At 70.2% G+C, this 25,785-nt stretch carries 19 protein-coding genes; 10 read left to right on the top strand and 9 right to left on the bottom strand.

Annotated features, from left to right (window positions below; translation table 11 throughout):
* Positions 1-19 precede the first annotated feature (19 nt).
* Entirely contained in the window at positions 20-1,006 is a 987-nt protein-coding gene (locus ACY0PA_RS03600) for an ABC transporter permease (RefSeq protein ID WP_473083288.1), read from the bottom strand.
* Between the two features lie 173 nt (positions 1,007-1,179).
* Here ACY0PA_RS03600 and ACY0PA_RS03595 point away from each other — a divergent pair, with 173 nt between their 5' ends.
* The 3 genes from ACY0PA_RS03595 to ACY0PA_RS03585 all read left to right on the top strand — a co-directional run bounded on the left by ACY0PA_RS03595 (position 1,180) and on the right by ACY0PA_RS03585 (position 3,710).
* The gene (locus ACY0PA_RS03595; RefSeq protein WP_473086227.1) at positions 1,180-2,178 is read left to right on the top strand and encodes an acetylxylan esterase; all 999 of its coding nucleotides are present in this window, start codon (positions 1,180-1,182) and stop codon (positions 2,176-2,178) included.
* A gap of 132 nt (positions 2,179-2,310) precedes the next feature.
* Positions 2,311-3,369: a LacI family DNA-binding transcriptional regulator gene (locus ACY0PA_RS03590; RefSeq protein ID WP_473083287.1), complete on the top strand. Its 1,059-nt coding sequence runs from the start codon at positions 2,311-2,313 to the stop codon at positions 3,367-3,369.
* 125 nt (positions 3,370-3,494) lie between these two features.
* Entirely contained in the window at positions 3,495-3,710 is a 216-nt protein-coding gene (locus ACY0PA_RS03585) for a hypothetical protein (RefSeq protein ID WP_473083286.1), read from the top strand.
* Between the two features lie 226 nt (positions 3,711-3,936).
* Here the strand turns inward: ACY0PA_RS03585 and atzF are convergent, their stop codons facing one another.
* The 4 genes from atzF to ACY0PA_RS03565 are packed head-to-tail and all read right to left on the bottom strand — an operon-like array spanning position 3,937 to position 10,590.
* A complete protein-coding gene (gene atzF / locus ACY0PA_RS03580) occupies positions 3,937-5,604 on the bottom strand; it encodes an allophanate hydrolase (protein ID WP_473083285.1) in 1,668 nt (555 codons plus the stop codon).
* Positions 5,601-9,188, bottom strand: coding sequence for an urea carboxylase (gene uca, locus ACY0PA_RS03575; protein ID WP_473083284.1), 3,588 nt, complete (start codon positions 9,186-9,188; stop codon positions 5,601-5,603). Before uca ends, atzF begins: the two co-directional genes overlap by 4 nt.
* A 5-nt stretch (positions 9,189-9,193) precedes the next feature.
* Positions 9,194-9,832 carry an urea amidolyase associated protein UAAP2 gene (locus ACY0PA_RS03570; protein WP_473083283.1) on the bottom strand — a complete coding sequence of 213 codons (639 nt, stop codon included), beginning with the start codon at positions 9,830-9,832 and terminating at the stop codon, positions 9,194-9,196.
* Entirely contained in the window at positions 9,829-10,590 is a 762-nt protein-coding gene (locus ACY0PA_RS03565; protein ID WP_473083282.1) for an urea amidolyase associated protein UAAP1, read from the bottom strand. Before ACY0PA_RS03565 ends, ACY0PA_RS03570 begins: the two co-directional genes overlap by 4 nt.
* 238 nt (positions 10,591-10,828) lie before the next feature.
* Between ACY0PA_RS03565 and ACY0PA_RS03560 the strand changes: the two genes are divergently transcribed.
* Positions 10,829-11,512 carry a TetR/AcrR family transcriptional regulator gene (locus tag ACY0PA_RS03560; RefSeq protein WP_473083281.1) on the top strand — a complete coding sequence of 228 codons (684 nt, stop codon included), beginning with the start codon at positions 10,829-10,831 and terminating at the stop codon, positions 11,510-11,512.
* Positions 11,513-11,539: 27 nt separating this feature from the next.
* On the opposite strand, the gene ACY0PA_RS03555 is transcribed toward ACY0PA_RS03560, so the two are convergent.
* Complete coding sequence (locus ACY0PA_RS03555; protein WP_473083280.1) at positions 11,540-13,111, bottom strand: amino acid permease; 1,572 nt, start codon at positions 13,109-13,111, stop codon at positions 11,540-11,542.
* A gap of 383 nt (positions 13,112-13,494) precedes the next feature.
* Positions 13,495-14,316, bottom strand: coding sequence for an IclR family transcriptional regulator (locus ACY0PA_RS03550; protein ID WP_473083279.1), 822 nt, complete (start codon positions 14,314-14,316; stop codon positions 13,495-13,497).
* A 143-nt stretch (positions 14,317-14,459) separates the two neighbouring features.
* Here ACY0PA_RS03550 and ACY0PA_RS03545 point away from each other — a divergent pair, with 143 nt between their 5' ends.
* The 3 genes from ACY0PA_RS03545 to ACY0PA_RS03535 all read left to right on the top strand — a co-directional run bounded on the left by ACY0PA_RS03545 (position 14,460) and on the right by ACY0PA_RS03535 (position 18,235).
* Entirely contained in the window at positions 14,460-15,407 is a 948-nt protein-coding gene (locus ACY0PA_RS03545) for a 5-dehydro-4-deoxyglucarate dehydratase (RefSeq protein WP_473083278.1), read from the top strand.
* Positions 15,404-16,696: a glucarate dehydratase family protein gene (locus tag ACY0PA_RS03540; RefSeq protein WP_473083277.1), complete on the top strand. Its 1,293-nt coding sequence runs from the start codon at positions 15,404-15,406 to the stop codon at positions 16,694-16,696. Before ACY0PA_RS03545 ends, ACY0PA_RS03540 begins: the two co-directional genes overlap by 4 nt.
* A 144-nt stretch (positions 16,697-16,840) precedes the next feature.
* Positions 16,841-18,235: an MFS transporter gene (locus ACY0PA_RS03535; RefSeq protein ID WP_473083276.1), complete on the top strand. Its 1,395-nt coding sequence runs from the start codon at positions 16,841-16,843 to the stop codon at positions 18,233-18,235.
* Between the two features lie 58 nt (positions 18,236-18,293).
* Here the strand turns inward: ACY0PA_RS03535 and ACY0PA_RS03530 are convergent, their stop codons facing one another.
* On the bottom strand, positions 18,294-18,512 hold the full coding sequence (locus ACY0PA_RS03530; RefSeq protein WP_473083275.1) for a hypothetical protein: 219 nt from the start codon (positions 18,510-18,512) through the stop codon (positions 18,294-18,296).
* Positions 18,513-19,091: 579 nt separating this feature from the next.
* Between ACY0PA_RS03530 and ACY0PA_RS03525 the strand changes: the two genes are divergently transcribed.
* The 3 genes from ACY0PA_RS03525 to ACY0PA_RS03515 all read left to right on the top strand — a co-directional run bounded on the left by ACY0PA_RS03525 (position 19,092) and on the right by ACY0PA_RS03515 (position 24,777).
* Positions 19,092-19,922 (top strand): hypothetical protein, encoded by an 831-nt coding sequence (locus ACY0PA_RS03525; RefSeq protein ID WP_473083274.1) that lies wholly within the window; start codon positions 19,092-19,094, stop codon positions 19,920-19,922.
* A gap of 481 nt (positions 19,923-20,403) precedes the next feature.
* The gene (locus ACY0PA_RS03520) at positions 20,404-22,242 is read left to right on the top strand and encodes a glycoside hydrolase family 15 protein (RefSeq protein ID WP_473083273.1); all 1,839 of its coding nucleotides are present in this window, start codon (positions 20,404-20,406) and stop codon (positions 22,240-22,242) included.
* Positions 22,243-22,656: 414 nt separating this feature from the next.
* A complete protein-coding gene (locus ACY0PA_RS03515; RefSeq protein WP_473083272.1) occupies positions 22,657-24,777 on the top strand; it encodes a SpoIIE family protein phosphatase in 2,121 nt (706 codons plus the stop codon).
* Between the two features lie 182 nt (positions 24,778-24,959).
* Here the strand turns inward: ACY0PA_RS03515 and ACY0PA_RS03510 are convergent, their stop codons facing one another.
* Positions 24,960-25,301 (bottom strand): Rieske 2Fe-2S domain-containing protein, encoded by a 342-nt coding sequence (locus ACY0PA_RS03510; RefSeq protein WP_473083271.1) that lies wholly within the window; start codon positions 25,299-25,301, stop codon positions 24,960-24,962.
* Positions 25,302-25,785: the final 484 nt, after the last annotated feature.

Below are 25,785 nucleotides of genomic sequence, written 5' to 3'. Positions count from 1 at the left end.
CGGGGCCGGGTCTGGATGCTTACCACAGGCTCGTCCCCACGGTCTTGCGCGACAGCCGGTTCGCGGACGTGATCAGCAGGAGGCCGATGACCGCCTCGAACAGGCCGATGGCGGCGGCGTAGCTGAAGGAGTTCGACTCGACGCCGGTGCGGTACAGATAGGTGGAGATGACGTCGGCCGTCGGGTACGTCAGCGGGTTGTAGAGCAGCAGGATCTTCTCGAAGCCGACCACCATGAACGTGCCGATGTTGAGGATCAGCAGCGTCATCATGGTGGGGCGGATGCCGGGGAGCGTCACATGCCAGGTCTGCTGCCAGCGGTTCGCGCCGTCGATCCGGGCCGCCTCGTACAGGTCCTCGTCGATCGTGCTCAACGCGGCGAGATAGAGGATCGTGCCCCAGCCGGCCGTCTGCCAGACCTCGGAACCGACGTAGATCGTCCGGAACCAGCCGGGCTCCTGGATGAACCGGACCGGATCGTGCCCGAATGCCGTGAGCATGTGGTTGATCGGGCCGTCCGACGCCAGCATCTGCACCGTGATGCCCGCGACGATCACGATGGACAGGAAGTGCGGCAGATACGAGATCGACTGCACGAACCGTTTCAGTGCGGTGCGCCGGACCTCGTTGAGCAGCAGGGCCAGGACGATCGGCACCGGGAAGCAGAACAGCAGCGTCAGCAGGCCCATCCAGAGCGTGTTCCGGAAGACCTGCCAGAACGACGGGTCGCTGAGGAACATCTGCACATAGCGCAGGCCCACCCACTCCTCGCCGAGGATCGAACCGCCCGGCTCGAAGCGGCGGAACGCAATCACGTTGCCGATCATCGGCAGATAGCGGAAGACCAGGAAGAACAGGATCGGCAGCACCGCAAGGGAGTACAGCTGCCAGTCGCGGCGCAGTGATCGGCGCCAGGAACGACGGCCGGACGGAAGCTCCTTGTCGGGCGGCGGGTCGGGCGGGGCGCCGGTGCGGGGCTGTCTGCCCGTCATGGTGGAGGAGCTCATGCAGGGCCTTTCGTCACACGGGCAGGCAGAGGTCATCACAAGTGCGGAAATGAGTTACCGAGAACTTTCAGGAATCTTCCGGTAACGTCGCCGCAACCTAAAGCCGCTCCCGACCCCTGTCAATGGGTGGTGCGTCAAAGGGAGTTGGCTCCGTGACTGGCTGTGAGGTGCCTGTGCCCGCCTTCGACCTGCCCCTGGACGAACTCCAGCGCCACCGACCCGAGCCCGACGAACCCGCCGACTTCGACGCGTTCTGGCAGGCCACGCTGAAGTCCGCCACCCACCCCGAACCCCTGATCCGCGTCCGACCCGTCGACGGCGGCCTGCGGCTCGTCGAGAGCTGGGACGTCACCTTCCGCGGCTTCGCCGGCGACCCCGTCCGCGCCTGGTACACCCGGCCCGCGGACGGCCGCGAACTCATGCCCGCAGTCGTCGAGTTCGCGGGCTACGGCCGCGGCCGCGGCCTCCCGCACGAGCGCCTCACCTGGGCGAACGCCGGATACGCCCATCTGCTCATGGACAACCGCGGCCAGGGCGACCAGTACGGCAACGGCGGCGCGACCCCCGACCCGCACGCGGCCGCGCCCGGCGGCCCGGGACCAGCGGTGCGTGGGCTGCTCGACCCGCACGACTACCACTATCGCCGCCTGATCACCGACGCGGTGTGTGCCGTCGCCGCGCTGCGCGCCCTGCCCGGCGCCGACCGGGACCGGATCGCCGCGGTGGGCAACAGTCAGGGCGGGGGAGTGGCCCTCGCCGTCGCCGGACTCGTCCCCGATCTCGCCGCGGCCCTGGTCACCGCGCCGCTGCTGTGCGGGATCCGGCGCGGCCTCGACCTGACCGACGCAGGGCCCTACGGCGAGATCGCTGCCTACCTCGCCGTACACCGGGGCGCGGAGGACGCCGCGTACCGCACGCTGGGCTACGTCGAGGGCATCTCGTTCGCCCGCCGCGCCCATGCCCCGTCCCACTTCGGAGTCGGCCTGCGCGACCAGGTCTGCCCGCCCAGCGGTGCGTACGCGGCGTACCACCGCTACGGCGAACTCACCGGCGCGGACCCCGTCCGGGAGATCCACGCCTACCCGTTCAACGGCCACGAGCACGGCGATGCCGTCCACGTACGCCGCCAGATGTCCTGGCTGCGCGGGGTGCTGGGAGCGCAGGGCGCGTAGATTCGGGGCCGGGCGTTCGGCGGGTCGGACAAAGATCCGGCTTGACCGGCGCGTGGTCGACGGCATGTCCTACGGTTTCCGGAAGACATCCGGAGATCTTTCAGGATGCAGAGGTCGATGGAGGTGGGGAACGTGGCCCGGGTTGGCGGCAGAGGCAAGGCAGCCACGCAGAGCCCGGACGGGCCGGCCAAGGTGACGATCACCGAGATCGCTCGGGAGGCGGGGGTGTCGGTCCCGACCGTCTCGAGGGTCGTCAACGGGCGCTCAGACGTGTCGCCCGCCACCCGGGCGCGGGTCGAGGATCTGCTGCAGCGGCATGGGTACCAGCGGCGCCCGCCTGCGCCCGGCGACCGGGCGGCCCTGCTCGACCTGGTCTTCAACGACCTGGACAGCCCTTGGGCGGTGGAGATCATCCGGGGCGTCGAGGAGGTCGCGCACGAGGCCGGGGTGGGCACGGTGGTCTCCGCGATTCACGACCGGGCGGGCGCGGCCCGGCAGTGGATGACGAATCTGCGGGCCCGGGCGTCGGACGGGGTGATCCTCGTGACCTCGGTTCTCGAACCGGGGCTGCACGACGAACTGCAGCGCCTGGGCGTGCCGTTGGTGGTCGTCGACCCGGCCGGTTCACCGGCCACCGAGGCGCCGACCGTCGGTGCCACGAACTGGGCGGGCGGGATGGCTGCGACGGAGCACCTGCTGGGGCTCGGTCACCGCCGGATCGGGTTCATCGAGGGCCCGCCCCGGCTGCTGTGCTCGCGTGCCCGGCTCGACGGGTACCGGGCCGCGCTGGACGTGGCCGGTGTGCCGGTGGATGACACGCTGATCATGCCCGGCGACTTCTACCACGAGTCCGGATTCACCGGCTGCAACCAGCTGTTGGACCTGGCCGAGCCGCCCACCGCCATCTTCGCCTCCAGTGACCAGATGGCGCTCGGGGCGATCGAGGCGCTGCGCCGGCGCGGGCTGCGGGTGCCGGAGGACATGAGTGTCCTCGGCTTCGACGACCTCCCGGAGGTGCGCTGGTCGGCGCCGCCGCTCACGACGGTCCGTCAACCGTTGGCGGAGATGGGCAAGCTGGCGGCGCGCTTCGTTCTCGACCTGGCCCGGTCCGTCGCACCGGCCTCATCGCGGGTGGAGCTCGCTACGGAACTGGTGGTCAGGGCCAGTACGGGGGAGCCCCGGCAGGTCTGACGCGCTCGGCACCCATCGGGGGTGTCAATGGCCTTTTTTGTCAAGGTCGTTGACACCCCCGTCGCGTGTCCGTAGCTTCCGAGGCTATCCACCGATAGTTTCGGATCCCTTCCGGAAGGTGTGTCATGCCAGCATCCGTATCCCTGTCCCGCCGCCGCGCCCGGGACACCGTCAGCGTGGCCGGCCTCGGCATCGCGGTGCTGACGTCCCGCGGCGACTCGGCCTCCGGCTCCAAGGACGGCTCGGGCCGGACCATCGTCGAGTGGTGGCGCATCCGAACCGCCGAGCCCGTAGCCAGTCGCTTCGTCGGCAACGCGCACTCCACACCCAACTGCCGGTGACCACCGTCGCGGCGCACGTGCAGGGCCGCGGCCCGCTCGCCGAGCGGGTGATCGTGCCGCGTCTGGTGGTGCGCGAGTCGGCCTGAGCGGCGGCCGTCGATCACGGTGATGGCCTTGACGAGCGATGGTGCGCCTGGTCCACAGCCGTGCGCGCCGGTGCGGCCACCGGTCGTGCCGATCGTTACCCCCTCTCATCAGATCGGGAGGCATCTGGTCAGTGTGCGCCTCAGGGGCGGGGGAGAGCGGCCAGGTACGCGCGCCAGCTGCCGTATGAGGTGATCTCGTGGGCACCGTCGACGGCCTGTGGCTCGCAGAGGAAGCCGGTGACGAAGCTTCCGTCCGCGAGTTCCACGCTTCCGAGCGCCATCGGGCGCGGCAAGGCGGCGAGGAGCGTGCCCAGTCCCTCGGCGGGCAGTTGCCACACCTCGGCCTCGATGATGCCTCCGCCTTCGCCTTCGCCTGCCCGGACCAGTCCCGGCTTCGGAGGCAGGGTGTTCAGTGCGTACAGCCGGTAGGCGGGCGCGGTCGTGGTGGTGCGCACCAGTCGCCCGCCCACGGCGAGCAGTTGGCCGTTCAGGGGCTGTCCTGACAGGTGCGCGCCGATCACCACGAGTCGCAGGGGCGGGGAGGTCAGTAGCCCGGCGATGCAGACGAGCCGCTCGTCTGTGAAGGCCGGGCCGATCAGCATGACACCGAACGGCAGCCCGTTCACGTCGCCTGCGGGCACGGCGACCGCCGCCTGGTCGAAGAGGTTGGTGGAGTTGGTGAAGCGGCCGAGCCGGGCATTGACGCCCAGTGGGTCCGCCGCGACGTCGGCAATGGTCGGGTGGCCCGGTGCGGTCGGCAGGAGCAGTGCGTCCGCGTCGCCCAGGCAGGCCTGGGCCCGGACGCGGAGAGACGCAAGCCTTTGTTGGTCGGCGTAGAGCTGGTGGGCCGGGATGTCCCTGGCCCGGGAGATGATTCCGGCCACGGTCGGGTCGAGGTCCGGCGAATCCTTGTGCGCGTCGATGAAGGCGCCGACCGCTGTGTAGCGCTCGGCGACGAACGCGCCCTCGTACAGCATCGACGCCGCCTCCGTGAACGGTGCGAGGTCGACAGGCAGGAGCTCGGCGCCCGCGTCGGCGAGCCGCCGCGCCGCCGCTTCGAACGCCTCGGTCCAGCCGGTGTCCAGCAGGCCCAGTTGCCCGAGTTCCGGAACGGCGATCCGCCACGGTCCGGGGCGACGCGCGGCCGGAACCGACAGTGCCCGCCCGGACGGCGCTGCCATGAGGGACAGCGCCTGCTCGGCTTCCGGGAGCGTGCGGGCGAAGACCGTGACGCAGTCGAGCGAGGCACAGGCTGGGACGACGCCCTCGGTCGGGATCAGCCCGAAGGTCGGCTTGAGACCGACGATGCCGTTGAAGGCCGCCGGGATACGGCCCGAGCCCGCGGTGTCCGTGCCGAGCGCGATGTCGGCGATGCCGAGCGCGACAGCGACCGCCGATCCGGACGAGGAACCGCCGGATACGCGTTCCGGGGCGAGGGCGTTGCGGACCGTGCCGTACGGGCTGCGGGTGCCGACCAGGCCGGTCGCGAACTGGTCGAGGTTCGTGGTGCCGAGGACCACGGCGCCCGCAGCCTTCAGACGGGCCACGGCCGGCGCGTCGGTGTCCGGCTCGTAGGCGTAGGCGGGACAGCCGGCGGTGGTCGGCAGTCCGGCAACGTCGATGTTGCCCTTGACCGCGAGCACCGTCCCGGCCAGCGGCAGCCGCTCACCGGCGGCGACCTTCGCGTCGACCGCGGCGGCGTCCGACTCCGAATCGGCCTGCGGGCGCAGGCCGATCCACACCTCGGGCCGGTCCACCTGCGCGATGCGTGTGTAGGCGGCCCGTACCCGTTCCACTGCGGTGATCACGCGACTGCCTCCACGCTTTCGACGGGAGCGAGGACGACGAGGGCGGTGCCCGCCTCGACCTGGCTGCCCGGCTTGGTCAGGATCTTTGTGACGACACCGTCGGCGGGGGCCGGCACCCGTGACTCCATTTTCATCGCTTCCAGCGCGAGGAGCGGCTGCCCGGCCGAAACATGGTCGCCGACCTCGACGTCGACCTGCCAGACGGAGGCGGTGAACTCGGCTTCGACCAGGTGGCCGCCCTCGGGGACCTTGACGTCGGTGGCCTGTGGGGCGGCCTCGGTGGCCGCCTGCCCGCGGGTGAACTCGCCGGCCGCTTCCCAGGCTTCGCGCTCCGCGCGGAACGCCGCGCTCTGCCCGGCCCGGAACCGGGCGATCGACTCCGCGTTCTCGGCGAGGAACCGCTGGTACTCGGCGAGTGAGAAGGAACCCTCCTCGATTCTCGGTACGAACCGGCCGGACGTGATGTCCGCGCGCAGTTCCAGGAGTTCGTCCGCCTCGACCGGGTACCACCTGATCCGGTCGAAGAAGCGCAGCAGCCAGGGCCTGCCCGGCTCGAAGGCGCCGCGCTGCTGCCAGCCCGACCACACCTGTGTGGTGCGGCCGACGAACTGGTAGCCGCCCGGGCCCTCCATGCCGTAGACGCACAGGTACGCGCCGCCGATACCGACCGAGTTCTCCGCGGTCCAGGTGCGGGCGGGGTTGTACTTGGTCGTGACCAGCCGGTGCCGCGGGTCCAGGGGGGTGGCGACCGGTGCGCCCAGGTACACGTCTCCCAGCCCCATCACCAGGTACTCGGCGTCGAAGACGGTGCGGTACACGTCCTCCACGGTCTCCAGGCCGTTGACGCGGCGGATGAACTCGATGTTCCAGGGACACCACGGGGCGTCGTCGCGCACGCCCGCCATGTAGCGGGCGATGGCCTCGCGGGTCGCCGGGTCGTCCCACGACAGCGGCAGGTGGACGATCCGGCTGGGAACCACCAGCTCGTCGGGCGCAGGGAGTTCCTCCTCAACGCGCCGGGCGATCTCGAGGAGCTTCTCCTGAGGCAGGACGTCGGGATCTGTCCGGACCTGGAGCGAGCGGATGCCCGGAGTCAGGTCCTCGACGCCGTCGAGCCGCTGCCCGGCCAGCGCCTGCGCGAGTGCGTGGATCCGCATGCGCAGGGCCAGGTCGAGCTGCATCGGTCCGTACTCGATGAGGAGGTTGTCGTCGCCGCTGCGCCGGTAGGTGACCGACGGGCGGGTGCCGGTCTGTGGCAGGCGGGCGAGGATGCCGCCGTCGACGACGGCCTCCCGATCGGCGCGCGGGGCCGCTGCCGGTTTCCGCCGCAGCCCGGCAGCGGCCTCGGTGGTCACCGGGACGAAGCGGACCGTGTCGCCGGGACGGAGCTGGCCGAGCTTCCAGCGCTGTCCGGTCACGATCGTCGCCGGGCAGACGAAGCCGCCCAGGGAGGGCCCGTCGGGGCCGAGCAGGACGGGCATGTCGCCGGTGTAGTCGACGGCGCCGACGGAGTACGGGGTGTCGTGGATGTTGGACGGGTGCAGGCCCGCCTCGCCGCCGTCCGTGCGCGCCCACCGCGGCCTGGGGCCGACGAGGCGCACACCGGTGCGCGCCGAGTTGAAGTGCACCTTCCAGTCCGCGGTGTAGAAGTCGCGGATGTCGTCGTCGGTGAAGAACTCGGGGGCGGCGTGAGGGCCTTCGACCGCGCCGATGTGCCACTCGCCGGCGAAGGCCGGGCGCCGGTCGAGGGGCACGACGGAGGTCCCCAGGCGCTGCTCGCCGCCGTGCAGGACGTCGCCCGCGCGCAGGGCGCGGCCGCCGTGTCCGCCGAACCGGCCGAGGGTGAAGGTGGCCGCGCTGCCCAGGAACTCCGGTACGTCCAGGCCGCCCGCGAACAGCACGTAGGTGCGCAGGCCGTGCTCGTCGGGTGACCCGACGGCCAGGGTCTGCCCGGCTTCGACGGTGACCGGTTCCCACTGCGGTACGGCGAGCCCGTCGACGGTCACCGGTGCGGGGGCGCCGGTGACGCACACCGTCGTCGGGTGGGTGAAGCGGAGGGACGGGCCCTGGAGGGTGCACTCGAGGCCGGGTGTGCCCTCGGTGTTGCCGAGCGCGGTGTTGCCGAGCCGGAAGGAGAGGTCGTCCATCGGTCCGCACGGAGGGACGCCGACCTGCCAGTGGCCGGTGCGTCCGGGCCAGTCCTGCACGGTGGTCAAGGTGCCGGGAGTGACGATCTCGATGCGCGGCGTCGGGTCGCTGACGGTGGCGAGCGAAGCGGTGGAGTGGGCCGCTTGGCGCACGTCGGCGTCCTGGAGCGCGGCGCGCACCAGGCCGAGGTTGGTCTCGATGCCGTCGAGGCGGGTCGCGGCGAGGGCCGCGTCCAGCCGGTCGAGCGCCTCGGCGCGGTCGCTGCCGTGCGCGACGACCTTGGCGAGCAGCGGGTCGTAGGAGGTGGTGACCTCGGTGCCGGTCTCCACCCAGGTGTCGACGCGGACGCCCTCGGGGAAGGCGACGCGGGTCAGCAGGCCCGCGCCCGGCCGGTGGTCGCGGGAGGGGTCCTCGGCGTAGATGCGTGCCTCGACGGCGTGACCCTGCGGTGTCGAAGGCACGCTGACGACCGTGGTGTCGCCCTGCGCGAGGCGCAGCATCCACTCCACGAGGTCGACGCCGTAGATCTCCTCGGTGACCGGGTGTTCGACCTGGAGGCGGGTGTTGACCTCGAGGAAGTACGCCTCCTCGCGGGCGGCGTCATACACGAACTCGACCGTGCCGGCGGAGCGGTAGTTCACGGACGCGCACAAGTCCCGTGCCGAGGTTGTCAGTTGCTCGCGTACCGCGTCCGGGAGACCAGGGGCGGGCGCCTCCTCCAGGACCTTCTGGTTGCGGCGCTGCAGCGAGCAGTCGCGGTCGCCGAGGGTGACGACGCGGCCCTCGCCGTCGCCGAAGACCTGCACCTCGACGTGGCGGGCGCGCTCGACGAGCCGTTCCAGGAAGACGCCGGCGGAGGAGAAGGAGGCGGCGGCCACGCGCTGCACCCGCTCCCAGGCGTCTTCGAGGGCGTCCGCGTCGTGGCACGCCTGCATGCCGATACCGCCGCCCCCGCCGGTCGCCTTGAGCATGACCGGGTAGCCGATTACCTCGGCCGCCGCGAGGGCGGCGTCCGTGTCGGGCAGCAGCCCGGTGCCCGGGGCGAGAGGCACACCCGCTGCATGAGCGGCGGCGCGCGCGGAGTGCTTGGCGCCGAACAGCTCCAGCTGTTCGGGGGTGGGGCCGACGAAGACCAGACCCGCTTCGGCGCAGCGGCGGGCGAAGCCGGCGTCCTCGGACAGGAACCCGTAGCCGGGGTGGACGGCGCCGGCTCCGGTGTCCTTGGCGGCCTTCAGGATCAGAGCGGCGTCGAGGTAGGAGTCCTTGGCAGGGGCCGGGCCGAGCCGTACGGCCTCGTCGGCCAGCCGGACGTGCTCGGCGCCGCGGTCCGGGTCGGAGTAGACCGCGACGGTGCGCAGGCCGATCCGGCGAGCGGTGCGGATGATGCGCGACGCGATCTCGCCACGGTTGGCGACCAGCAGGGTGTCGAACGTCATGTGCTTCAGCTCTCGTCCGGCTCGGTGATCGTCGTCTGCAGGGCACTCGGGTGGAATCCGTTGCAGGGGTTGTTGATCTGGGGGCAGTTGGACAGCAGCGCGATGACGTCGGTCTCGGCGCGTAGCACGACTTTCAGGCCCGGGGCCGAGATGCCGTCGACGATGCCGAGGGTGCCGTCCGTCTCGACGGGCACGTTCATGTACCAGTTGATGTTGGAGACCAGGTCGCGCTTGTCCAGTCCGTGCTTGCTGCCCTCGGCGAGGAAGTTCTCCACGCAGGCGTGCTGGGACCAGGTGTGGTGTCCGTAGCGGAGGGTGTTGGACTCCTTGGAGCAGGCGCCGCCCACGGTGTCGTGCCGACCGCAGGTGTCCTCGACGACGGTCATCAGCGGGGTGTGCTCGTTGGACAGCAGCACCGAGCCGGTGGTCAGGAAGATGTTGCCCTGGGCCTGGATGGTGTCGGGGGCGCTGTAGCGCACGGAGGTGTCGTGGGCGTCGTAGACGAGGAAGTCCGCGGCCTGGTTCCCGTACAGGTCGGTGATGGTCAGCAGCTGGCCCGTGCGTACGACGGCGGACCAGGCGGAGCGGGCGGGGACGGTCCGGTCGCAGACGACGCGGGCGCCAGGGGCGGTGGTGACGGTCATGCGATCCCCTTGGCGTTGAGGTGCTCGACGGTGTTGAGGAAGGCGCGGCGGCCCTCGGGCGTGGCGTCCCACAGCGTGTCGCCGGGGGCCGTCGGCCTTGCCTGGTACGCGAGGACCTCAAGCGGTCCGCAGATGTACGCGGGCCGCGGGTCCAGTGGGTGGGGGACGTTGGCGATGAGTACGGTCAGCGGCTGCTCGGCGCGCAGCGTGACGGACGTGCCGGCTCCCGCGGAGCCGGTGAAGCGGGCGGTGCCGTCCTCGCTGATCCGTACGCCCTGGAAGAAGGAGACGGAGGGCGGGATGTCCCGCGGGCCGAGGCCGTTCTTGAGGGCGGCGAGTTTGAACAGCTCGCGTCCGGCCGGGCTGGCCGATGGGGGAGTTCCGTCCCCGTACCGTTCGGTGTTGCGGACGAGGGTGGAGGTGCCGCTGAGGGCGTCGTGCCGGCCGGAGGTGTCCTCGGTGAGGGAGGCGAGAACCCGGCCCTGGTCGGACAGGAGCAGGTGTCCCTCGCCGAGGTAGGCGTTCCAGAACACCTTGACCGTGTCGGCCGCGTTCAGCCGCTCCCAGGGGCGGTCGGCGCTGTACAGCAGGACGTGTGCGCACGCGTCGCCGGTGAGGTCGTTCAGGCGCAACTCGGTGCCACGCGCAAGGATCTTGTGTGTGTAGTTGCCGCCTGCCAGGGTCTCGGCCCACACGAGATCCTCGGCTGCGATGCCCTCGGGAGGCGTCGGCCAACTGCCGGCCGGGAGTACGGGCATGGTGTCGCACTGTGTGCCGTCCTGGGCGCGGGCGTGATCGCGGGCACCATAGGCCGACGCTGTCTCTGAAGCTGTCGCCACGGTTGAACCTCCGGCTCGACGCTATTTCTGTCGTGCGACAGAAATTAGGCTCAGGCCAAGTCGGGGCCATTGCCCGGGCATTTCGGCGCGGTAACCGGCATCTCACTTCGGCAGCTCGGCCCGCGGGGATCTCGCGGGCCTGTGCGAGGATCACGGAGTGAGTCCGCCCACCGCCAGAAAAGTCGGCCGCCCGCGCGCCCAGGAGCGTCCCGCCAGCGGGCTGGAGCCGCGTGAAGAGGTTCTGGCCGCCGCGGCCGAGTTGTTCACCACGCACGGCTACACCGCGACCTCCACCCGGGCGGTCGCCGAGCGGGCCGGCCTGCGACAGGCGTCGCTCTACCACTACTTCGACGGCAAGGAAGCGATCCTCGCGGCACTGCTCGAAGGGACCGTCCGTCCCTCGCTGGAGATCGCCCGCGACCTGGTGGGCCGTACGGGAGCAGCCGCCGAGGCGAGGCTGTGGGCCCTGTGCCACTCCGACGTCACGCTGCTGTGCCGTGGCCCGCACAACCTCGGGGCCCTGTACCTTCTGCCCGAGGTGCAGACGGAACGATTGGGTGTCTTCCACCAGGTGCGGACCGAACTGAAGGCGTCCTACGGGGAGTTGCTGGCGGGCACGGAGCCGGGCGCGGCGCTCGGCTCCGAGGAGCTGGCGCTCCGGACGGACCTCCTCTTCGGCCTCACCGAAAGCGTGATCCTCATCCGGCGTGCCGACCCTGCCCGCGACGCGTCGGCCCTCGCCGTGGCCACGGCCGACGCGGCACTGCGGATTGCGGGCGTGCCGCAGCGCTCCCTGGCACGGCTGCGCCGCGAGGGGCAACAGCTCCTCGCGGCACAGTAATTTCGACGTGGCCGGACGTGTGACCGCTCAGATACGCACGGCCTCGGCCGGCTCCTTGCGCCCCGGGCCCTTGGCCGCTGGGGCAGCCCCAGCGCGGCTCCGGTACACCGCACCGGCGGCCACCGTGGCGCCGACGAACAGGACGGTGAACCACTGGAAGTACCAGTGGCCCCCTGCCGGGTCGTACACCTGCGCGCGAGGCCAGGACAGATTGACCGTCATGAACAGCCCGTAGACGACCGCGAGCGCGTTGACGGGCAGACCCCAGCGCCCGAGGGAGAACAGTGGCCTGCCCAGCTCGTCACGGTCTCCGGAATCCGTCGCGGGCCACTGGCCCTTGAGCCGGCGGATCAGCATCGGCGCAGTCACCCCGAGGTACGCGAGATACAGCATCGCGATGCACGTGGTGCCGATGGCCACGAACGCCTCCGGGGAAGCAAGGTTGAGCAGCGCGAGCGCCGCGGCCAGCCCGCCCACCACCAGGGCTGGGACGAAGGGCATGCCCGTGCGCGGCGACACCTTCGCCAGTCGTGCGGAGAAGGGCAGCATCCCGTCGCGCGCCATCGAGAACAGCATCCGGCTTCCGGCGGTCTGGATGGCGAGCGTGGCCACGGAGACGGCCACCGCCACGTCCGCGAGAAGGACCTTGCCCACCCCGTCGCCCAGACTGCTGGTGAGTACGTAGCTCAACCCCTCGGTGGCGAGGCGGCCGTCGGAGAGGCTGGGTGCTGCGAGGAGACCGCCGAGCAGCAGCAGGCCGCCGAGGGCACCCGCCGTGGCGAGGGCGCTGAGGATGGTGCGGGGAGCGGTGCGACGTGGGTTACGGGTCTCCTCGCTCATCTCGCCCGCACTGTCGAAGCCGATGAGGACGTATGCCGCGGTGAACGAGCCCACCAGCAGCGCCGCCACCGTGCCGTGCTGGCCGCCTGTCTTCAGGGTCACTCCGGCACCGCGCTCGACGTGGGTGAACAGCAGTACGACGATGAGGATCGCGCCGATGATCTCGGCGGTGACGCCGATCCGGTTGACGGCCGACATGACGCGGTTGTCGAGCACGTTGACGGCCGTGGTCAGCGCCAGCAGGACGAGAGCCAGAAGGGCGGCGTTGGCCGCCCCGGTCGCCGTGGTGGGCGCCGGGTCGCCGCCGACGAGCTGGAATCCGGACCAGATCGGGGGCAGAACGACCTGCAGTGCGAGTGCCGCGGCGGCGACCACGACCACCTGACCGATCACCATGATCCAGCCTGTGAACCAGCCGAAGGCCGGGCGGCTCAACCGGGTCGACCACTGGAAGATCGCCCCGGAGATGGGGTAACGGGCGGCGAGTTCGGCGAAGCACGCGGCGACCAGCAGCTGGCCGATGAGCACGGCAGGCCAGGTCCACAAGAACAGCGGCCCGCCGAAGGAGTAGCCCAGGGAGAAGAACTGGAAGACCGTGGTCAGGACGGAGATGAAGGAGAATCCGGCGGCGAAGGATGCGTACCGCCCCATTTGCCGCCGCAGTTCCTGGCGGTAGCCGAAGGCGGCCAGCGTGCCGTCGTCCGTGGCGCCGGCCGACGGAGGGGAAGGTGGTGTTGTGGAGCCAGTGGTCACGGTCATGGCGGTCCCCTGTCGCGGAGGCGTGATCCTGCGGAATTCCTGTCGTGCGACAGAAATTAGGGACCACCCGTTTCTGCCGGGTGTCACCGCCATGTCCGCTCCGTTAGTGACTCCTCTCCGTGCGGGATGCCGCTCAGAGGCGGGAAGTCGCGCCCTGCCAGGTGCCGTAGGCAGGCATGACGTTTGGGGAGGTTCCGGGCCGGCACGCACGTACGTGATTGACCCGTCTTCGTGAGCCGCCTCGTGCGAGCTTGTGTGGCCGCCGTTCGGCAACTCGGTCAGCTGAGGGTCACTGAGTGAGGATCTCCTGCTGGAGGTGGAGCGGCACCGAGTCCTCCCATCGGCTGTCCGTCAGCAGTTTCTTGTCGGACCCGTCCGTGGGCTCAGCGCCAGTCGACCCCGCCCGCGCCCGTGCCCTGGGCCAGTCTTGCCTCGATCTCGTCGCGCACCTTCTGCATCACGGTCACAATCCGCCGCTCGCGCTCCTCGGTGAGCCGTGCCACCGGCACCGAGCAGCTGATCGCGTCCTGCGCCGGTGCTTCGCCGTTCACGCGCAGCGCGAAGCCGAATCCGACGATGCCGGTGACGCCCTCCTCGCGGTCGATCGAGTAGCCGCGGGCCCGGACCTGTGCGAGGTCGGCGACGAGCGCGGCCCGGGTGGTGTGGGTGCGTGGGGTCAGTGCCTCGTACGGTGTGTCGGGCAGTGCCGCGTCCGGGTGTTCGGCCAGCAGCGCCTTGCCGAGTGCGCCCGCGTGGGCGGGAAGCCACCGCCCTACTCGGCTGATGGTGCGCAGATATTCGTGCGACTCGCGGGTCGCGAGGTAGGCGATGTCCATGCCGTCGAGGCGGGCCAGATGGATGGTCTCGCCGAGTTGCTCCGAGGCATCGTCCAGGTACGGGCGCACCACGCGGACCACGGGGTCGGTGTCCAGATAGGTGGTGCCGGTGAGCAGTGTGCGCAGGCCGATTCCGTAGAGCGAGCCGGTGGCGTCGGTGCGCACCCAGCCGCGTGCGATCAGGGTCTGCAGCAGCGCGTACATGGAGCTGCGAGGGACGCCCAACCCGGCCGCGAGTTCCTGCAGTCGGGCGGGCCGGTCGCCGCGGTCGGCGAGGAGTTCGAGCAGTTCGACCGTGCGAGCGGCCGACTTCACCTCGCGCACGCCGGACTCGGACGGCCGGACCACGGGCTCAACAGATTCGGACATGGGTCGATCGTACGTACCGTCCCGACCTGCGTGTCCACGCCTGCACTTGATGCCGAATCGCTTGCTCGAACCCATTGACGGGGTGGTTTCCCGAGCCTACTGTCCATCCCCGTGTGCGAACGTCATCTACATACGGAGACAGCATGGTGACTCGGATCCCCTTCGCCGGCACTGCGGCGCGGTTGCGCGACGGCATGGCCCAAGGCGTGCTGTCGTTCCCGCTCACCAGCTTCCAGGCCGACGGATCGCTCGACCTCGACGGCTTTCGCAGCTATCTCGCCGGGCAACTGGAGACGAACCCCGGCGCGCTCTTTCCGGCCTGCGGCACGGGGGAGTTCAGCGCGCTCGACGAGGACGAGTACGGCCAGGTCGTCGCGACCGCCGTCGAGGTGACGGCGGGCCGCGTCCCGGTCGTGGCCGGTACCGGCTACGGCTACGCCCAGGCGCTGCGCTTCGCCCGTATCGCCGAAGACGCCGGAGCCGACGCACTCCTCGTCCTGCCCCACTACCTCAATAAGGCCCCGCAGGACGGGCTCGTCGAGCAACTTCGCCGGATCGCCGACCGCACCCGGCTGCCACTCATCGCCTACCAGCGCGACCACGTGACGTACGACGCGGAGACCGTGCGCCGGATCGCCGCGATCCCCGGCGTCATCGGCCTCAAGGACGGCCACAGCGACCTCGACCGGCTCCAGCGCAGCACCCTCGCCGCCCCCGACGGCTTCCTCTTCTTCAACGGCGCCCCGACAGCCGAGCTCCAGGCCCGCGCCTATGCCACGGTCGGCATCCCCGCCTACTCCTCGGCCGTCCACGCCTTCGCCCCGGAGATCGCCAACGCCTTCTTCCAGGCCCTGTCGGCAGGCGACGGCAGCCGCGTCGACAAGCTGCTCGCCGACTTCTACGTGCCCTTCGTGGAGCTGCGCGACCGGCGGCCCGGGTATGCGGTGTCCCTGGTCAAGGCGGCCGCCCGGCTGCGCGGCCGCCCCGTCGGACCGGTCCGCGCGCCCCTCACCGACCCGGCCCCCGCAGACCTCGCAGACCTCGAAACACTGCTTACCACCGGCCTGAACCTCGTTGGAGCCGCCCGATGAACGACCTGACGATCACCGACGTCCGGCTGACCCCGATCCTCGTCGCCGACCCGCCGCTGCTCAATGCCCAGGGGGTGCACCAGCCGTACACCCCCCGCCTGATCATCGAGGTCACCACCGCGGACGGGGTCACGGGCCTCGGCGAGACCTACGGCGACACCAAGTACCTGGAGCTGGCCCGCCCGTACGCCGAGAAGCTGGTCGGCCGGTCCGTCGCCGACCTCAACGGCCTGTTCACCCTCGCGGACGAGGTCGCTGTGGCCGAGGAGCGGGTGACGAACCAGGTGGACGTGGGTGGCCTGCGAGGCGTCCAGACCGCCGACAAGCTGCGTCTGTCCGTCGTCTGCGGCTTCGAGGTCGCCTGCCTGGACGCACTCGGCAAGGCACAGGGCCTGCCGGTTCACGCGCTGCTCGGCGGCAAGGTGCGCGACGCCGTCGAGTACAGCGGCTACCTCTTCTACAAGTGGGGTGAGCACCCGAAGGGCGTCGTCTCCGAGGGGGACGACTGGGGCGAGGCCGTCGACCCGGCCGGCATCGTCGACCAGGCACGCAAGTTCACCGAGCGCTACGGTTTCCGCTCCTTCAAGCTCAAGGGCGGCGTATGCGCGCCCGAGCAGGAGATCGCGGCGATACGCGCCCTCGCCGAGGCGTTCCCCGGAAGCCCGCTGCGACTCGATCCCAACGGCGCCTGGTCCGTCGAGACCTCCATCAAGGTCATCGAGGCGCTGCAGGACGTCCTGGAGTACATGGAGGACCCCACTCTCGGTACGCCCAACATGGCCGCCGTCGCTGCCCGTACCGACGTGCCGCTCGCCACCAACATGTGTGTGACGACCTTCGACGAGGTCAAGGAGGCGTTCATGTGCGACGCCGTCCAGGTCGTCCTGTCCGACCACCACTACTGGGGCGGCCTGCGCAACACCCGCGAACTCGCCGCCATATGCCGCACCTTCGGCGTCGGAGTGTCGATGCACTCCAACACCCACCTGGGCATCTCGCTCGCCGCGATGACACACGTGGCGTCCACCGTCCCGAACCTGCACCACGCCTGCGACTCGCACTACCCCTGGCAGTCCGAGGACGTACTGGACGAACGGATCACCTTCACGGACGGCAAGGTGACCGTCTCCGACGCCCCGGGCCTCGGCGTCACCCTCGACCGCGACCGGCTCGCCGTCCTGCACCAGCGCTGGCTCGACGACGACGGCACGATGCGCGAACGCGACGACGCGGCCGCGATGCGCGTCGCCGCCCCCGCCTGGGAAGCCCCGGCCTTCCCCCGCTGGTGACACCAACTGCCTGACGGGAGCAGGGAGTTCGTATGTCTCGGCTCCCGGTTCTCGTTGCGGTAGTTCTCCGCCGGGGGTCCCCTGCCCCTCCCCGGCGACGACTCCCGCCCCTGCCGTACCCCGCATTCACGATCGGAGCCGCTCGTGTCCGCAGTACCCCAGAGCGCCGTCAACGGCGCCGTGCAGCACCCCCCGGCCGTCGAGTCCGCCATCAAGAAGATCTTCAAGCGCGTCATACCGCTGTTCTTCATCATGTTCGTCGTGAACTACATGGACCGGGTCAACATCGGCTTCGCCAAGGACGAACTGAGCGCCGACACCGGTCTGTCGGCGGCCGCGTTCGGTGTCGGTGCGGGCATCTTCTTCATCGCTTACGCGATCTTCGAAGTGCCCTCCAACATCCTCATGGAGCGATTCGGCGCACGGATCTGGCTCACCCGGATCATGATCAGCTGGGGGGTCGTGGCCACCGCCATGGCCTTCGTGAACAGCGCCGAGATGTTCTACGTGCTGCGCTTCCTCCTCGGCGTCGCGGAAGCGGGCTTCTTCCCCGCAGTCATCTACTACTTCTCCCGCTGGCTCCCCGACTCCCACCGCGGCCGCGCCACCTCCATATTCCTCATGGGCTCCGGCACGGCGACCGTCATCGTCGGCCCGATCTCCGGCGCGCTCATGGAGATGCACGGCCTCCTCGGTCACGCCGGCTGGCAGTGGATGTTCTTCATCGAGGGCCTCTTCTCGGTCGTTCTCGGCTTCGTCGTCCACCGCTTCCTGGACAACAGCATCGAGAGCGCCGACTGGCTCACCGACGAGGAGAAGCAGGGCCTCGTAGCCACGATCGACGCCGAACAGGCCGCCCGCGAAAGCAAGCGCGGCACCGCGAAGGTCTCCCGCTGGAAGCTGCTCGCCGACCCCCAGATGCTGCTCTTCCTCTGGATCTACTTCGCGATCAACGTCGCCCTGTACGCGGTGACGTTCTGGCTCCCCTCGATCGTCGACGACATCGGCGACCTCTCCGAGTTCCAGGTCGGCCTCCTCACCTCCGTCCCCTGGCTGTTCGCGATCGCCGCCGTCTGGGTCTCCGGCCGGATCTCCGACCGCATGGGCAAGCGCCGCCCCCTGCTGATCACGCTGCTGCTCATCGGCAGCCTCGGCACACTTCTCGCCGTCTACGTCTCGCCGTGGCTCGGCCTCGGTGCCCTCTGCATCGCCGCGGTCGGCTTCAAGCCCGCTTCCCCCATCTTCTGGACCATTCCGCAGAACTACCTGGACGCCCGCGCCGCTGCCCCGGGCATCGCGCTGATCAACTCCATCGGCAACCTGGGCGGCTTCGTCGCCCCGACCGCCTTCGGCATCCTGGAGACCACGACGGGTTCCACCAAGGGGGGCCTGGTCGGCCTGACAGTGGTCGGGATACTGGCCGCACTCAGCGTCCTTCTCGTACGAGGAGGCGGCAGGAACGACAGCGCAGGAGGCGGGGGGGTGGACCCGTCAGCCGATGCCTCGGCGGCGGCCGATCCCAAACCCGCTTCCGCCTGACAGCGAGGATGGGCCGCTGCATCGCCCGGAAGCCCGACTCTCCGCCTGACCATTCGGTTCATTCCTGGAATTCCTTGCTCTTCACGCCGTAGAACGTGGGCTTCGCGGGGCGGACCTCGCACTGCGCCATGCTGTCGGCGAGCGGGGCGAAGGTCTCGCTGCGCCGGGCGACGTTGAGGAACGTGCCCAGTGCCTCCTTGTCCTCCCACAGCGCCGACGCGGCGCTGGTGATCAAACTCTTCAGGTGCTCCGACTCGGTCACGGCCTCGGTTGCCACGATGCATCCCTCCTGGTCATCGAAGTGGTCAGCCAGCCAACCGGAGCCTGCGATCGGCCAGGGCGCTTCGGTCAGGGGCCGGTGAGGATGGAGGGGGTGCCGATCCGGCGTCACGCGACGTGGCGGTCACCGGAGACCCGCAGAAGCGGGTTCTCACCTGTCCCCGCCGTTGACGGCGGGGGCGGCTCGGCAGGCCGCACACGCCCGCTGCACTCCGTGGGAGCTGCAGGCGCGACCCGCCCTGAGGGGGGCGGCGGGTGCGCCGGGGCGGCGACGGTGAGCACGAACGGCAGGACGCCGACGAGCGTGGCGGCAGCAGCAGTGCGATGATGAATCATCCAGCAGACCTCCTCGGTTGGCGCGAAGGCCTGCCGTGTCTGACGATGTCGCGGCGGACGAGCGTTCACCCCGTGCCCCGTGGGCACCGAAACCCACCGGCCGGAGCGCAGCCCGCGATGCCGGGTGAGGTCCGGCACATGGCCGGTTTCGCCCTCGCGCTTTACCGGCCCCCACCACAGCGCCGATAGATCGTGATCCGCGCAGCGCCAGCCTGTCCCCCCACCGCGGGAGGTATGTCGCATGAGCTCAGGACGGTCGGGCACCACCGCACACGGCAAGGCCCGGTTCGACGACATCTACAATCAGCCGGATCCGCGCGCCTACTTCCACAGGCTCGCACCACTGGAGTACGAGATCCCGCAGCATGGCCAGGAAGTCTTCCGTCGCGCCCGGGCCGACCGGGCAGCCGCCTACGGCACGGACGACCCCGTCACGGTGCTTGATCTGTGCTGTTCCTACGGCATCAACGCCGCACTGCTCAATTACGACCTCACGCTCGCCGAGCTGTACGAGCACTACACCGGCCCCGACGCAGAATCCCTCACCACCGCTGAACTCATCGAGGTGGACAAGGAGTTCTACGCCTCCCGGCGCCGCCCGGACGCGACACCGGTCATCGGAGTCGACGCCGCGGACCAGGCCGTCCGGTATGCCCTCGACGTCGGCCTGCTCGACGAGGCGTATGCCGAGAACCTCGAGCAGGCTCCGGCCGGTCCAGACCTGCGGCGCGCCGTCGGGCGCACGGGGCTGATCACGGTCACCGGAGGCATCGGCTACATCACCAGGCGCACCTTCGAGGCGCTTCTGGAGTGTGCCGAGGTCCCGGTCTGGGTGTATGCCTTCGTCTTGCGGACCGTGCCGTATCACCCGGTGGTCGCCGCGCTGAGCGCCTTCGGGCTGGTCACCGAGACGGACCCGGCGCGAACCTATCCGCAGCGCCTGTTCACCGGCCCGGCGGAACAGCGATACGCCGTCGAGCAGGTTCGTCTCGCGGGTCACGACCCGATCGGGCTGGAGACCGCGGGCCGGTACCACACCCAGCTGTACCGGTCCCGACCCCGCACGGTCTGAGGCCCTTCGGCGCCTCCGGCCGGCCGGAGGCGCCGAAGGCGATCACTGGGCTCCACGTCATGACCAGTGATGCACTTGCTCGTGCTGTGGCGTCTACCGCCCTGAGCCGCTGATGAACTACACGGCCGAGCCCCGGCCCTCGCCGGCGACGGGCGGCCGTGAGCGTGCCGTGCCTGACTTCTTGCCGCCGTTGACAGCAGGCCGAAAGGCGGGAGCTAGGCGTCCGGGGTGCAGCGGTCGTCGGCCGACCACGACTCTTCGGGTGTTGACGTCGACATGTTGCCTTGCCTCCTCATCGGCCCGGGTAACCGCATCCGTGCCGGTGCCGCCGGCCGGTGCGCACTCGCACTCCATTGCCCGCCTCGGCGCACCCTGCGTCCGGAGGCGCCGGACGGCGTTGCAGGAACGCCTGCCCACGCCGCGGCGCCTCACTCGCTCCTAAGCTGGAAGCAGCCCGCACACCAGACCGGGGAGGCCGCAGATGGCCGAGACATCATTCGAGCAGCACCTGCCCCGAAGCCCCCGCTACCTGCCGATCGCCGAGCACGGACTCGTCGGCGACCTGCGCAGTGTGGCCCTGGTGGGGTCCAACGGCACGATCGACTGGTACTGCTGCCCCTCCTTCGACTCACCGAGCGTCTTCGCGGCGATCCTCGACGCCGAGCGCGGTGGCTGCTTCGAGCTGGCTGCCTCCGTGCCCGCTCGCACCAAGCAGTTCTACTTCCCCGACACCAACGTGCTGATCACCCGCTTCTTCACCGAGGAGGGCGTCGGCGAGGTGCAGGACTTCATGCCCATATGCTGCGAGGATCCGGGCGAGGCGCCCCGGCACCGGCTGATCCGGCGCGTGGTGTGTGTGCGAGGCACCGTGCCGTTCCGGACCCTGATCGCCCCGCGGTTCAACTACGGCGCCGATCGGCACACTCTGCGCTCCCTGGACGGCATGATCCTCTTCGAGTCGCCGGAGCGGTCCCTGGCGCTCACGTCCACCGTCTCGATGGAGAGCGGCGGCGGCGACGCGTGGGCCGACTTCAAGCTGGGCGAGGGGGAGACGGCGGTGTTCGCCCTCGACCAGCTCGGCGATCACGTGATGCCGCGCGGCTGCGCCCACGCCGAGGCCGAGCACGAGTTCAACGCCACCGTCTCCTACTGGCGGCGCTGGCTGCACGAGTCGCGCTACCGGGGCCGCTGGCGCGAGATGGTGCACCGCTCCGCTCTCACCCTGAAGCTCCTCACCTATGCCCCGACCGGCGCCATCGTCGCCGCACCCACCACCAGCCTGCCCGAGCAGCTCGGCGGCGAGCGCAACTGGGACTACCGCTACGTGTGGGTCCGCGACGCCGCCTTCGCCGTATACGCCCTGCTCAGGCTCGGCTTCAGCGGTGAGGCCGAGGCCTTCATGAACTTCCTGACGACGCACATCAGCCCCGGCGACAGCGCCGGCTCCGGGCCGCTCCAGATCATGTACGGCATCGACGGCCGCTGCGACCTGCCCGAACGCGCGCTGCCCCACCTGGAGGGGTATCAGGGCTCCGCGCCGGTGCGGGTCGGCAACGCAGCCGCCGACCAGCTCCAGCTCGACATCTACGGCGCCCTCATCGACTCCATCTACCTCTACGACAAGTGGGCGCAGCCCATCTCCAGCGGGCAGTGGGACGACCTGTGCCAGTTGGTCGACTGGGTGTGCGACAACTGGGACCAGCCCGACGAGGGCGTCTGGGAGACCCGCGGCGGCCGCAAGAACTTCCTGTACTCGCAGCTGATGTGCTGGGTCGCGATCGAGCGGGCCATCCGTCTCGCCAACCACCGCGGGCTGCCCGCCGACCATCGCCGCTGGCGCCAGGCCCGGGACACCATCTACCGACGGATCATGGACCACGGCTGGTCGGAGCGCCGGGGCGCCTTCGTGCAGTACGAGGACGCCGACGTGCTCGACGCCTCCGTGCTGATGATGCCGCTCGCCAAGTTCATCGCGCCCACCGACCCGAAGTGGCTTTCCACCTTGGACGCCCTCACCGAGGACCTGGTCTCCGACTCCCTCGTCTACCGCTACGACCCGCAGGCCAGCCCCGACGGACTCCGCGGCGACGAGGGAACCTTTTCCATCTGCTCCTTCTGGTACGTCGAGGCACTGGTCCGGGCCGGCCGGCTCGACGAGGCCCGGCTGGCCTTCGAGAAGATGCTCACCTACGCCAACCATCTCGGCCTGTACGCCGAGGAGATCGGCCGCACCGGTGAGCAACAGGGCAACTTCCCGCAGGCATTCACACACCTGTCCCTGATCAGCGCGGCCTTCAACCTCGACCGCGCCCTCGGCTGAGGCCGGGGGACTCCGGCCGGCGCCCGCAACGCTCGGACGCTCACGCACCTCGAGACTGACGGGCTCGCCTCATCGGCACCACTCAATCCCGGACGCCGAGCCTCTCACCGGAGCGGCCTTCGTCAGGGCCTCGCCGCCCGGTACCGGAGCGACCCTCGCCACGACCTGCTGGGACACTGGCTCCGTCCCTGGTTGCTGCCACCCCCTTGGTGGCCGCGGCCTGCTCATCGGTGGCTGTCCGAGCGGCCCTTCAGCTACGCGCTCCTGTTCGCGGCGCTTGGAAACGTATGGGTGTCGCGGTGCCCCGCGATGCTGTCGGATCGTGGACACGGGGTTGCGGGAGCAGCATGGAAGGGAAGGCCTCAACCAGCACGCGTCCTGAGTGGGCTTGCGCTGAGGAGGGAGCTCTCCAGGATGGACGTCCACGAGCCGCGGCCGGGGCAGGAGGGGGAGCGGGAGGGGGACAGCGGGGCGGGAGCGGCGCCGCCGGGAGGGTTGCTCGATCTGCTCAGCGTGGCTGCGGTCGTTCTGGACGCCAGTGGGCGGATCGTGTTCTGGAGCCCGCAGGCCGATGAGGTGTTCGGGTACACGGCCGAGGAGGCTCTGGGCCGGTACGCGGCAAGGCTGCTGGTCCACGAGGAACGGCGGGACCTGGTGGTCAGGCTGTTCGCCGAGGTGATGGGGACCGGCGAGAGCTGGTCGGGCGCGTTCCCGATCCGGCACAAGGACGGCAGTACGCGCCTGGTGGAGTTCCGCAACATGCGCCTGGTGGACGACCTCGGCGACATCTACGCCTTGGGCATCGCTGCCGATCAGAGCACCTTGCAGCGGATGGAGACTGACCTGGCCCTGTCACAGCGCCTGATCTCGCAGGCTCCCATTGGCATCGCCCTGCTGGACACGGACCTGCGCTACGTGATGGTCAACCCGGAGCTGGAGCGCATCAATGGCATACCGGCGGCCGATCACCTCGGCCGGCGCCCGCATGACATCCTCACGGCCCTCGACGTCGACTCGATCGAGTCCGCGATGCGCCGGGCGCTGCTTACCGGCGCTCCCTTGATCGACCAGCACACCGTCGGCCGCACCCGCGCCGATCCGGACCACGATCACGCTTGGTCGGTGTCGCACTACCGGCTCGAAGACGCCAGTGGGCGGGTGATCGGTGTGGCGAACTCGGTCATCGACGTCAGCGAACGCCACCGGGCAGCTGCCGAGGCGGACCGGGCCCGGCGCCGCCTGACCATGATCGCCGACGCGTCCGCCCGTGTAGGCACGACCCTGGAGATTGAACACATCGCCCAGGAACTGGTGGGGGTAGCGGTGCCGGACCTGGCCGACGTGGCGTCGGTCGATGTCCTTGACGCCGCTCTGGCCCTGCGCCGCTCCTCTCCCTCCAAGGGTCCGGAGCTGTTTCGCTCGCTTGCCGTGGCCGCGGCCTATGCCACTCCAGCCGCGGGTGCCATGCAGGCCGTCGACCGCGCCCCGTCCGGCGCGGACCGGCTGATCACCCAATGCGTTCACACCGGACGGCCCGTCGTTGTCACCCACGCCGGACAGAAGGATCTGGAGCGCATCGCCCTCGGCACCGACAACGCGGCAATCCTCGCCCAAGCAGGCATGCACTCCTACCTCGCGGTCCCGCTGATCGCCCGCAACGAGGTCCTCGGCGCGTTTGCCCTGCTGCGGGCCCGCAACCAGCTCCCGTTCGACGCAGACGACCTACTGCTTGCCGTAGAGCTGGCCGCCCGCGCCGGCGTCGCCATCGACAACGCCCGCTTGTACCAGAGCGTCCGCAACACCGCCGAAACCCTCCAGCGAAGCCTCCTGCCCGGCGAACTCCCACAGCCCGCCGGCCTGAACGTCGCTTCCCTCTACCAACCCGCACAGGCATACAGCGAGGTAGGAGGCGACTGGTACGACGTCATCCCCCTCGCGGGCGACAAGACCGCACTGGTGATCGGTGACGTCATGGGTAACGGCATCGACGCCGCCGCCACCATGGGCCGCCTGCGCACCGCCACATCTGCGTTCGCCGACCTCGACCTGGCTCCCACCGAGGTCCTGCGGCACCTCGACAAGATCACCTGCGGGCTCGAGCACTACATCGCCACCTGCATCTACGCCACCTACGACCCGCACACTCACCGGTGTCATATCGCGAACGCCGGACACCTCCCGCCCGTCCTCGCCTCACCCGGACGGCACCCTCAACTCCTCGAGCTGCCCCCTGGGGCACCCCTCGGTGTCGGCGGTGTCCCCTTCCACACCACCGCGTTCGACCTGAATCCCGGCGACCGGTTGGTCCTCTACACCGACGGCCTCGTCGAAACCCGCCGCCAACCCATCGACGAGCGCCTGAACGCTCTCCTGCGCACCCTGGACGAACCCCGCAGACCACTCGACGAAACCTGCCGGTGGCTCCTTGACACCCTGCGTGACCCGGACGACCACGACGACGTCGCCCTCCTCATCGCGCAAGCCACACCCGGTGGTCTCCCCACCGCACCCCACCTGACCCGAGGCCTCATCTGATGCGCGTAGACCGTTTCCGTGGCCGTTGTTTTCACTGCCTGTGGCGCGCGGTCGGGGATGGCAGTTCCGTCAGTGCGCAGCCAGAAGTCGCCGAAGCGTAAGGACCATTGATCCGCCGAGCGTACGAAGACCCGCTCGCTTGCTCTCTTGACGTCACACTCGGCTCGACCATGATTCGCCGGTCACCGCACGACCTCGCCGCCCGACAGCCAGAAGACGCTGCCGTGCAACGGGCATCGGATGCACCCGTCCCCAACGGTCTTTCCTTCGTCCAGCGGACCACCGGGATGGGTGCGGGGCGAGGCGTTGTCATTCGGTCTCGTTGCCAGATGGTGGATGGGCGCCGGCTGACCGGGGTCGCCCTTCGGTCCCCTTGGTCCGTGCGAGCCTGGGACGGGCACGGCAACTTCGGCCGTCGGGCAACGAGCTCGGTGGACGGGCCGCCGCGTGCGGGTGGGCACGTTCGGTGGACGTGCCGGCCGGTCGGCTGCGTGGTGCCCAATGCCGTCACCCGCAGGGTCCATCAGTCCGGCGGCTCCATGGGACGAGGCCGGCCCGGCTTCGGCTCCGGAGGGTCGGGCTCATCCGGGCTGGGGGGCTCGGGCGGCTCAGGTGGCGGGACAGGTGGCGGGACGGGTGAGCCGGGCGGTGTCGGGGAATCCGGTGGGCTTGGCGGCTCGACCGGTTTCGGTCCATCGGGTGGTTCGCCGGGGTCTGGGGGCTCTGGGCGTGGCGGGGGCTCAGGGCGTGGCGGGGGTTCGGGGGGCGGCATGGGGGTGACGTCGGGGTCGGTTGGTACAGGCACAGTTCCCATGATCACGGCTCCTACCGGGCGAGGCTGTGTTCGAGTTTCCATGAGGATCACTTCGCGGCGCCGACTCGCGGCCTCGCGCACCACTCCGTTCAGGCCAATCCGGCCGGGGGCGATCAGCGCGGGAACCGGGCGCCACGGGCGCCGAACGCAGCAGCGCAGACGCACCCAGTGCCACTGCTCGTGCTGGTGGTCAC

The organism is Streptomyces sp. DS1-CR2 (assembly GCF_055760475.1).
Note: the sequence above shows the minus strand (reverse complement) of the source record. Positions and strands in the feature narration are given on the sequence as shown.

Excerpts from the sequence above, each read along its gene's own strand:
- ACY0PA_RS03525 (WP_473083274.1), top strand. The coding sequence starts at position 19,092 with ATGAGCTCAGGACGGTCGGGCACCACCGCACACGGCAAGGCCCGGTTC.
- ACY0PA_RS03585 (WP_473083286.1), top strand. The coding sequence starts at position 3,495 with ATGCCAGCATCCGTATCCCTGTCCCGCCGCCGCGCCCGGGACACCGTC.
- ACY0PA_RS03520 (WP_473083273.1), top strand. The coding sequence starts at position 20,404 with ATGGCCGAGACATCATTCGAGCAGCACCTGCCCCGAAGCCCCCGCTAC.
- ACY0PA_RS03550 (WP_473083279.1), bottom strand. The coding sequence starts at position 14,316 with ATGTCCGAATCTGTTGAGCCCGTGGTCCGGCCGTCCGAGTCCGGCGTG.
- uca (WP_473083284.1), bottom strand. The coding sequence starts at position 9,188 with ATGACGTTCGACACCCTGCTGGTCGCCAACCGTGGCGAGATCGCGTCG.
- ACY0PA_RS03540 (WP_473083277.1), top strand. The coding sequence starts at position 15,404 with ATGAACGACCTGACGATCACCGACGTCCGGCTGACCCCGATCCTCGTC.
- ACY0PA_RS03600 (WP_473083288.1), bottom strand. The coding sequence starts at position 1,006 with ATGAGCTCCTCCACCATGACGGGCAGACAGCCCCGCACCGGCGCCCCG.
- ACY0PA_RS03565 (WP_473083282.1), bottom strand. The coding sequence starts at position 10,590 with ATGCCCGTACTCCCGGCCGGCAGTTGGCCGACGCCTCCCGAGGGCATC.
- ACY0PA_RS03515 (WP_473083272.1), top strand. The coding sequence starts at position 22,657 with ATGGACGTCCACGAGCCGCGGCCGGGGCAGGAGGGGGAGCGGGAGGGG.
- ACY0PA_RS03545 (WP_473083278.1), top strand. The coding sequence starts at position 14,460 with ATGGTGACTCGGATCCCCTTCGCCGGCACTGCGGCGCGGTTGCGCGAC.
- ACY0PA_RS03570 (WP_473083283.1), bottom strand. The coding sequence starts at position 9,832 with ATGACCGTCACCACCGCCCCTGGCGCCCGCGTCGTCTGCGACCGGACC.
- ACY0PA_RS03510 (WP_473083271.1), bottom strand. The coding sequence starts at position 25,301 with ATGGACCCTGCGGGTGACGGCATTGGGCACCACGCAGCCGACCGGCCG.
- ACY0PA_RS03555 (WP_473083280.1), bottom strand. The coding sequence starts at position 13,111 with ATGACCGTGACCACTGGCTCCACAACACCACCTTCCCCTCCGTCGGCC.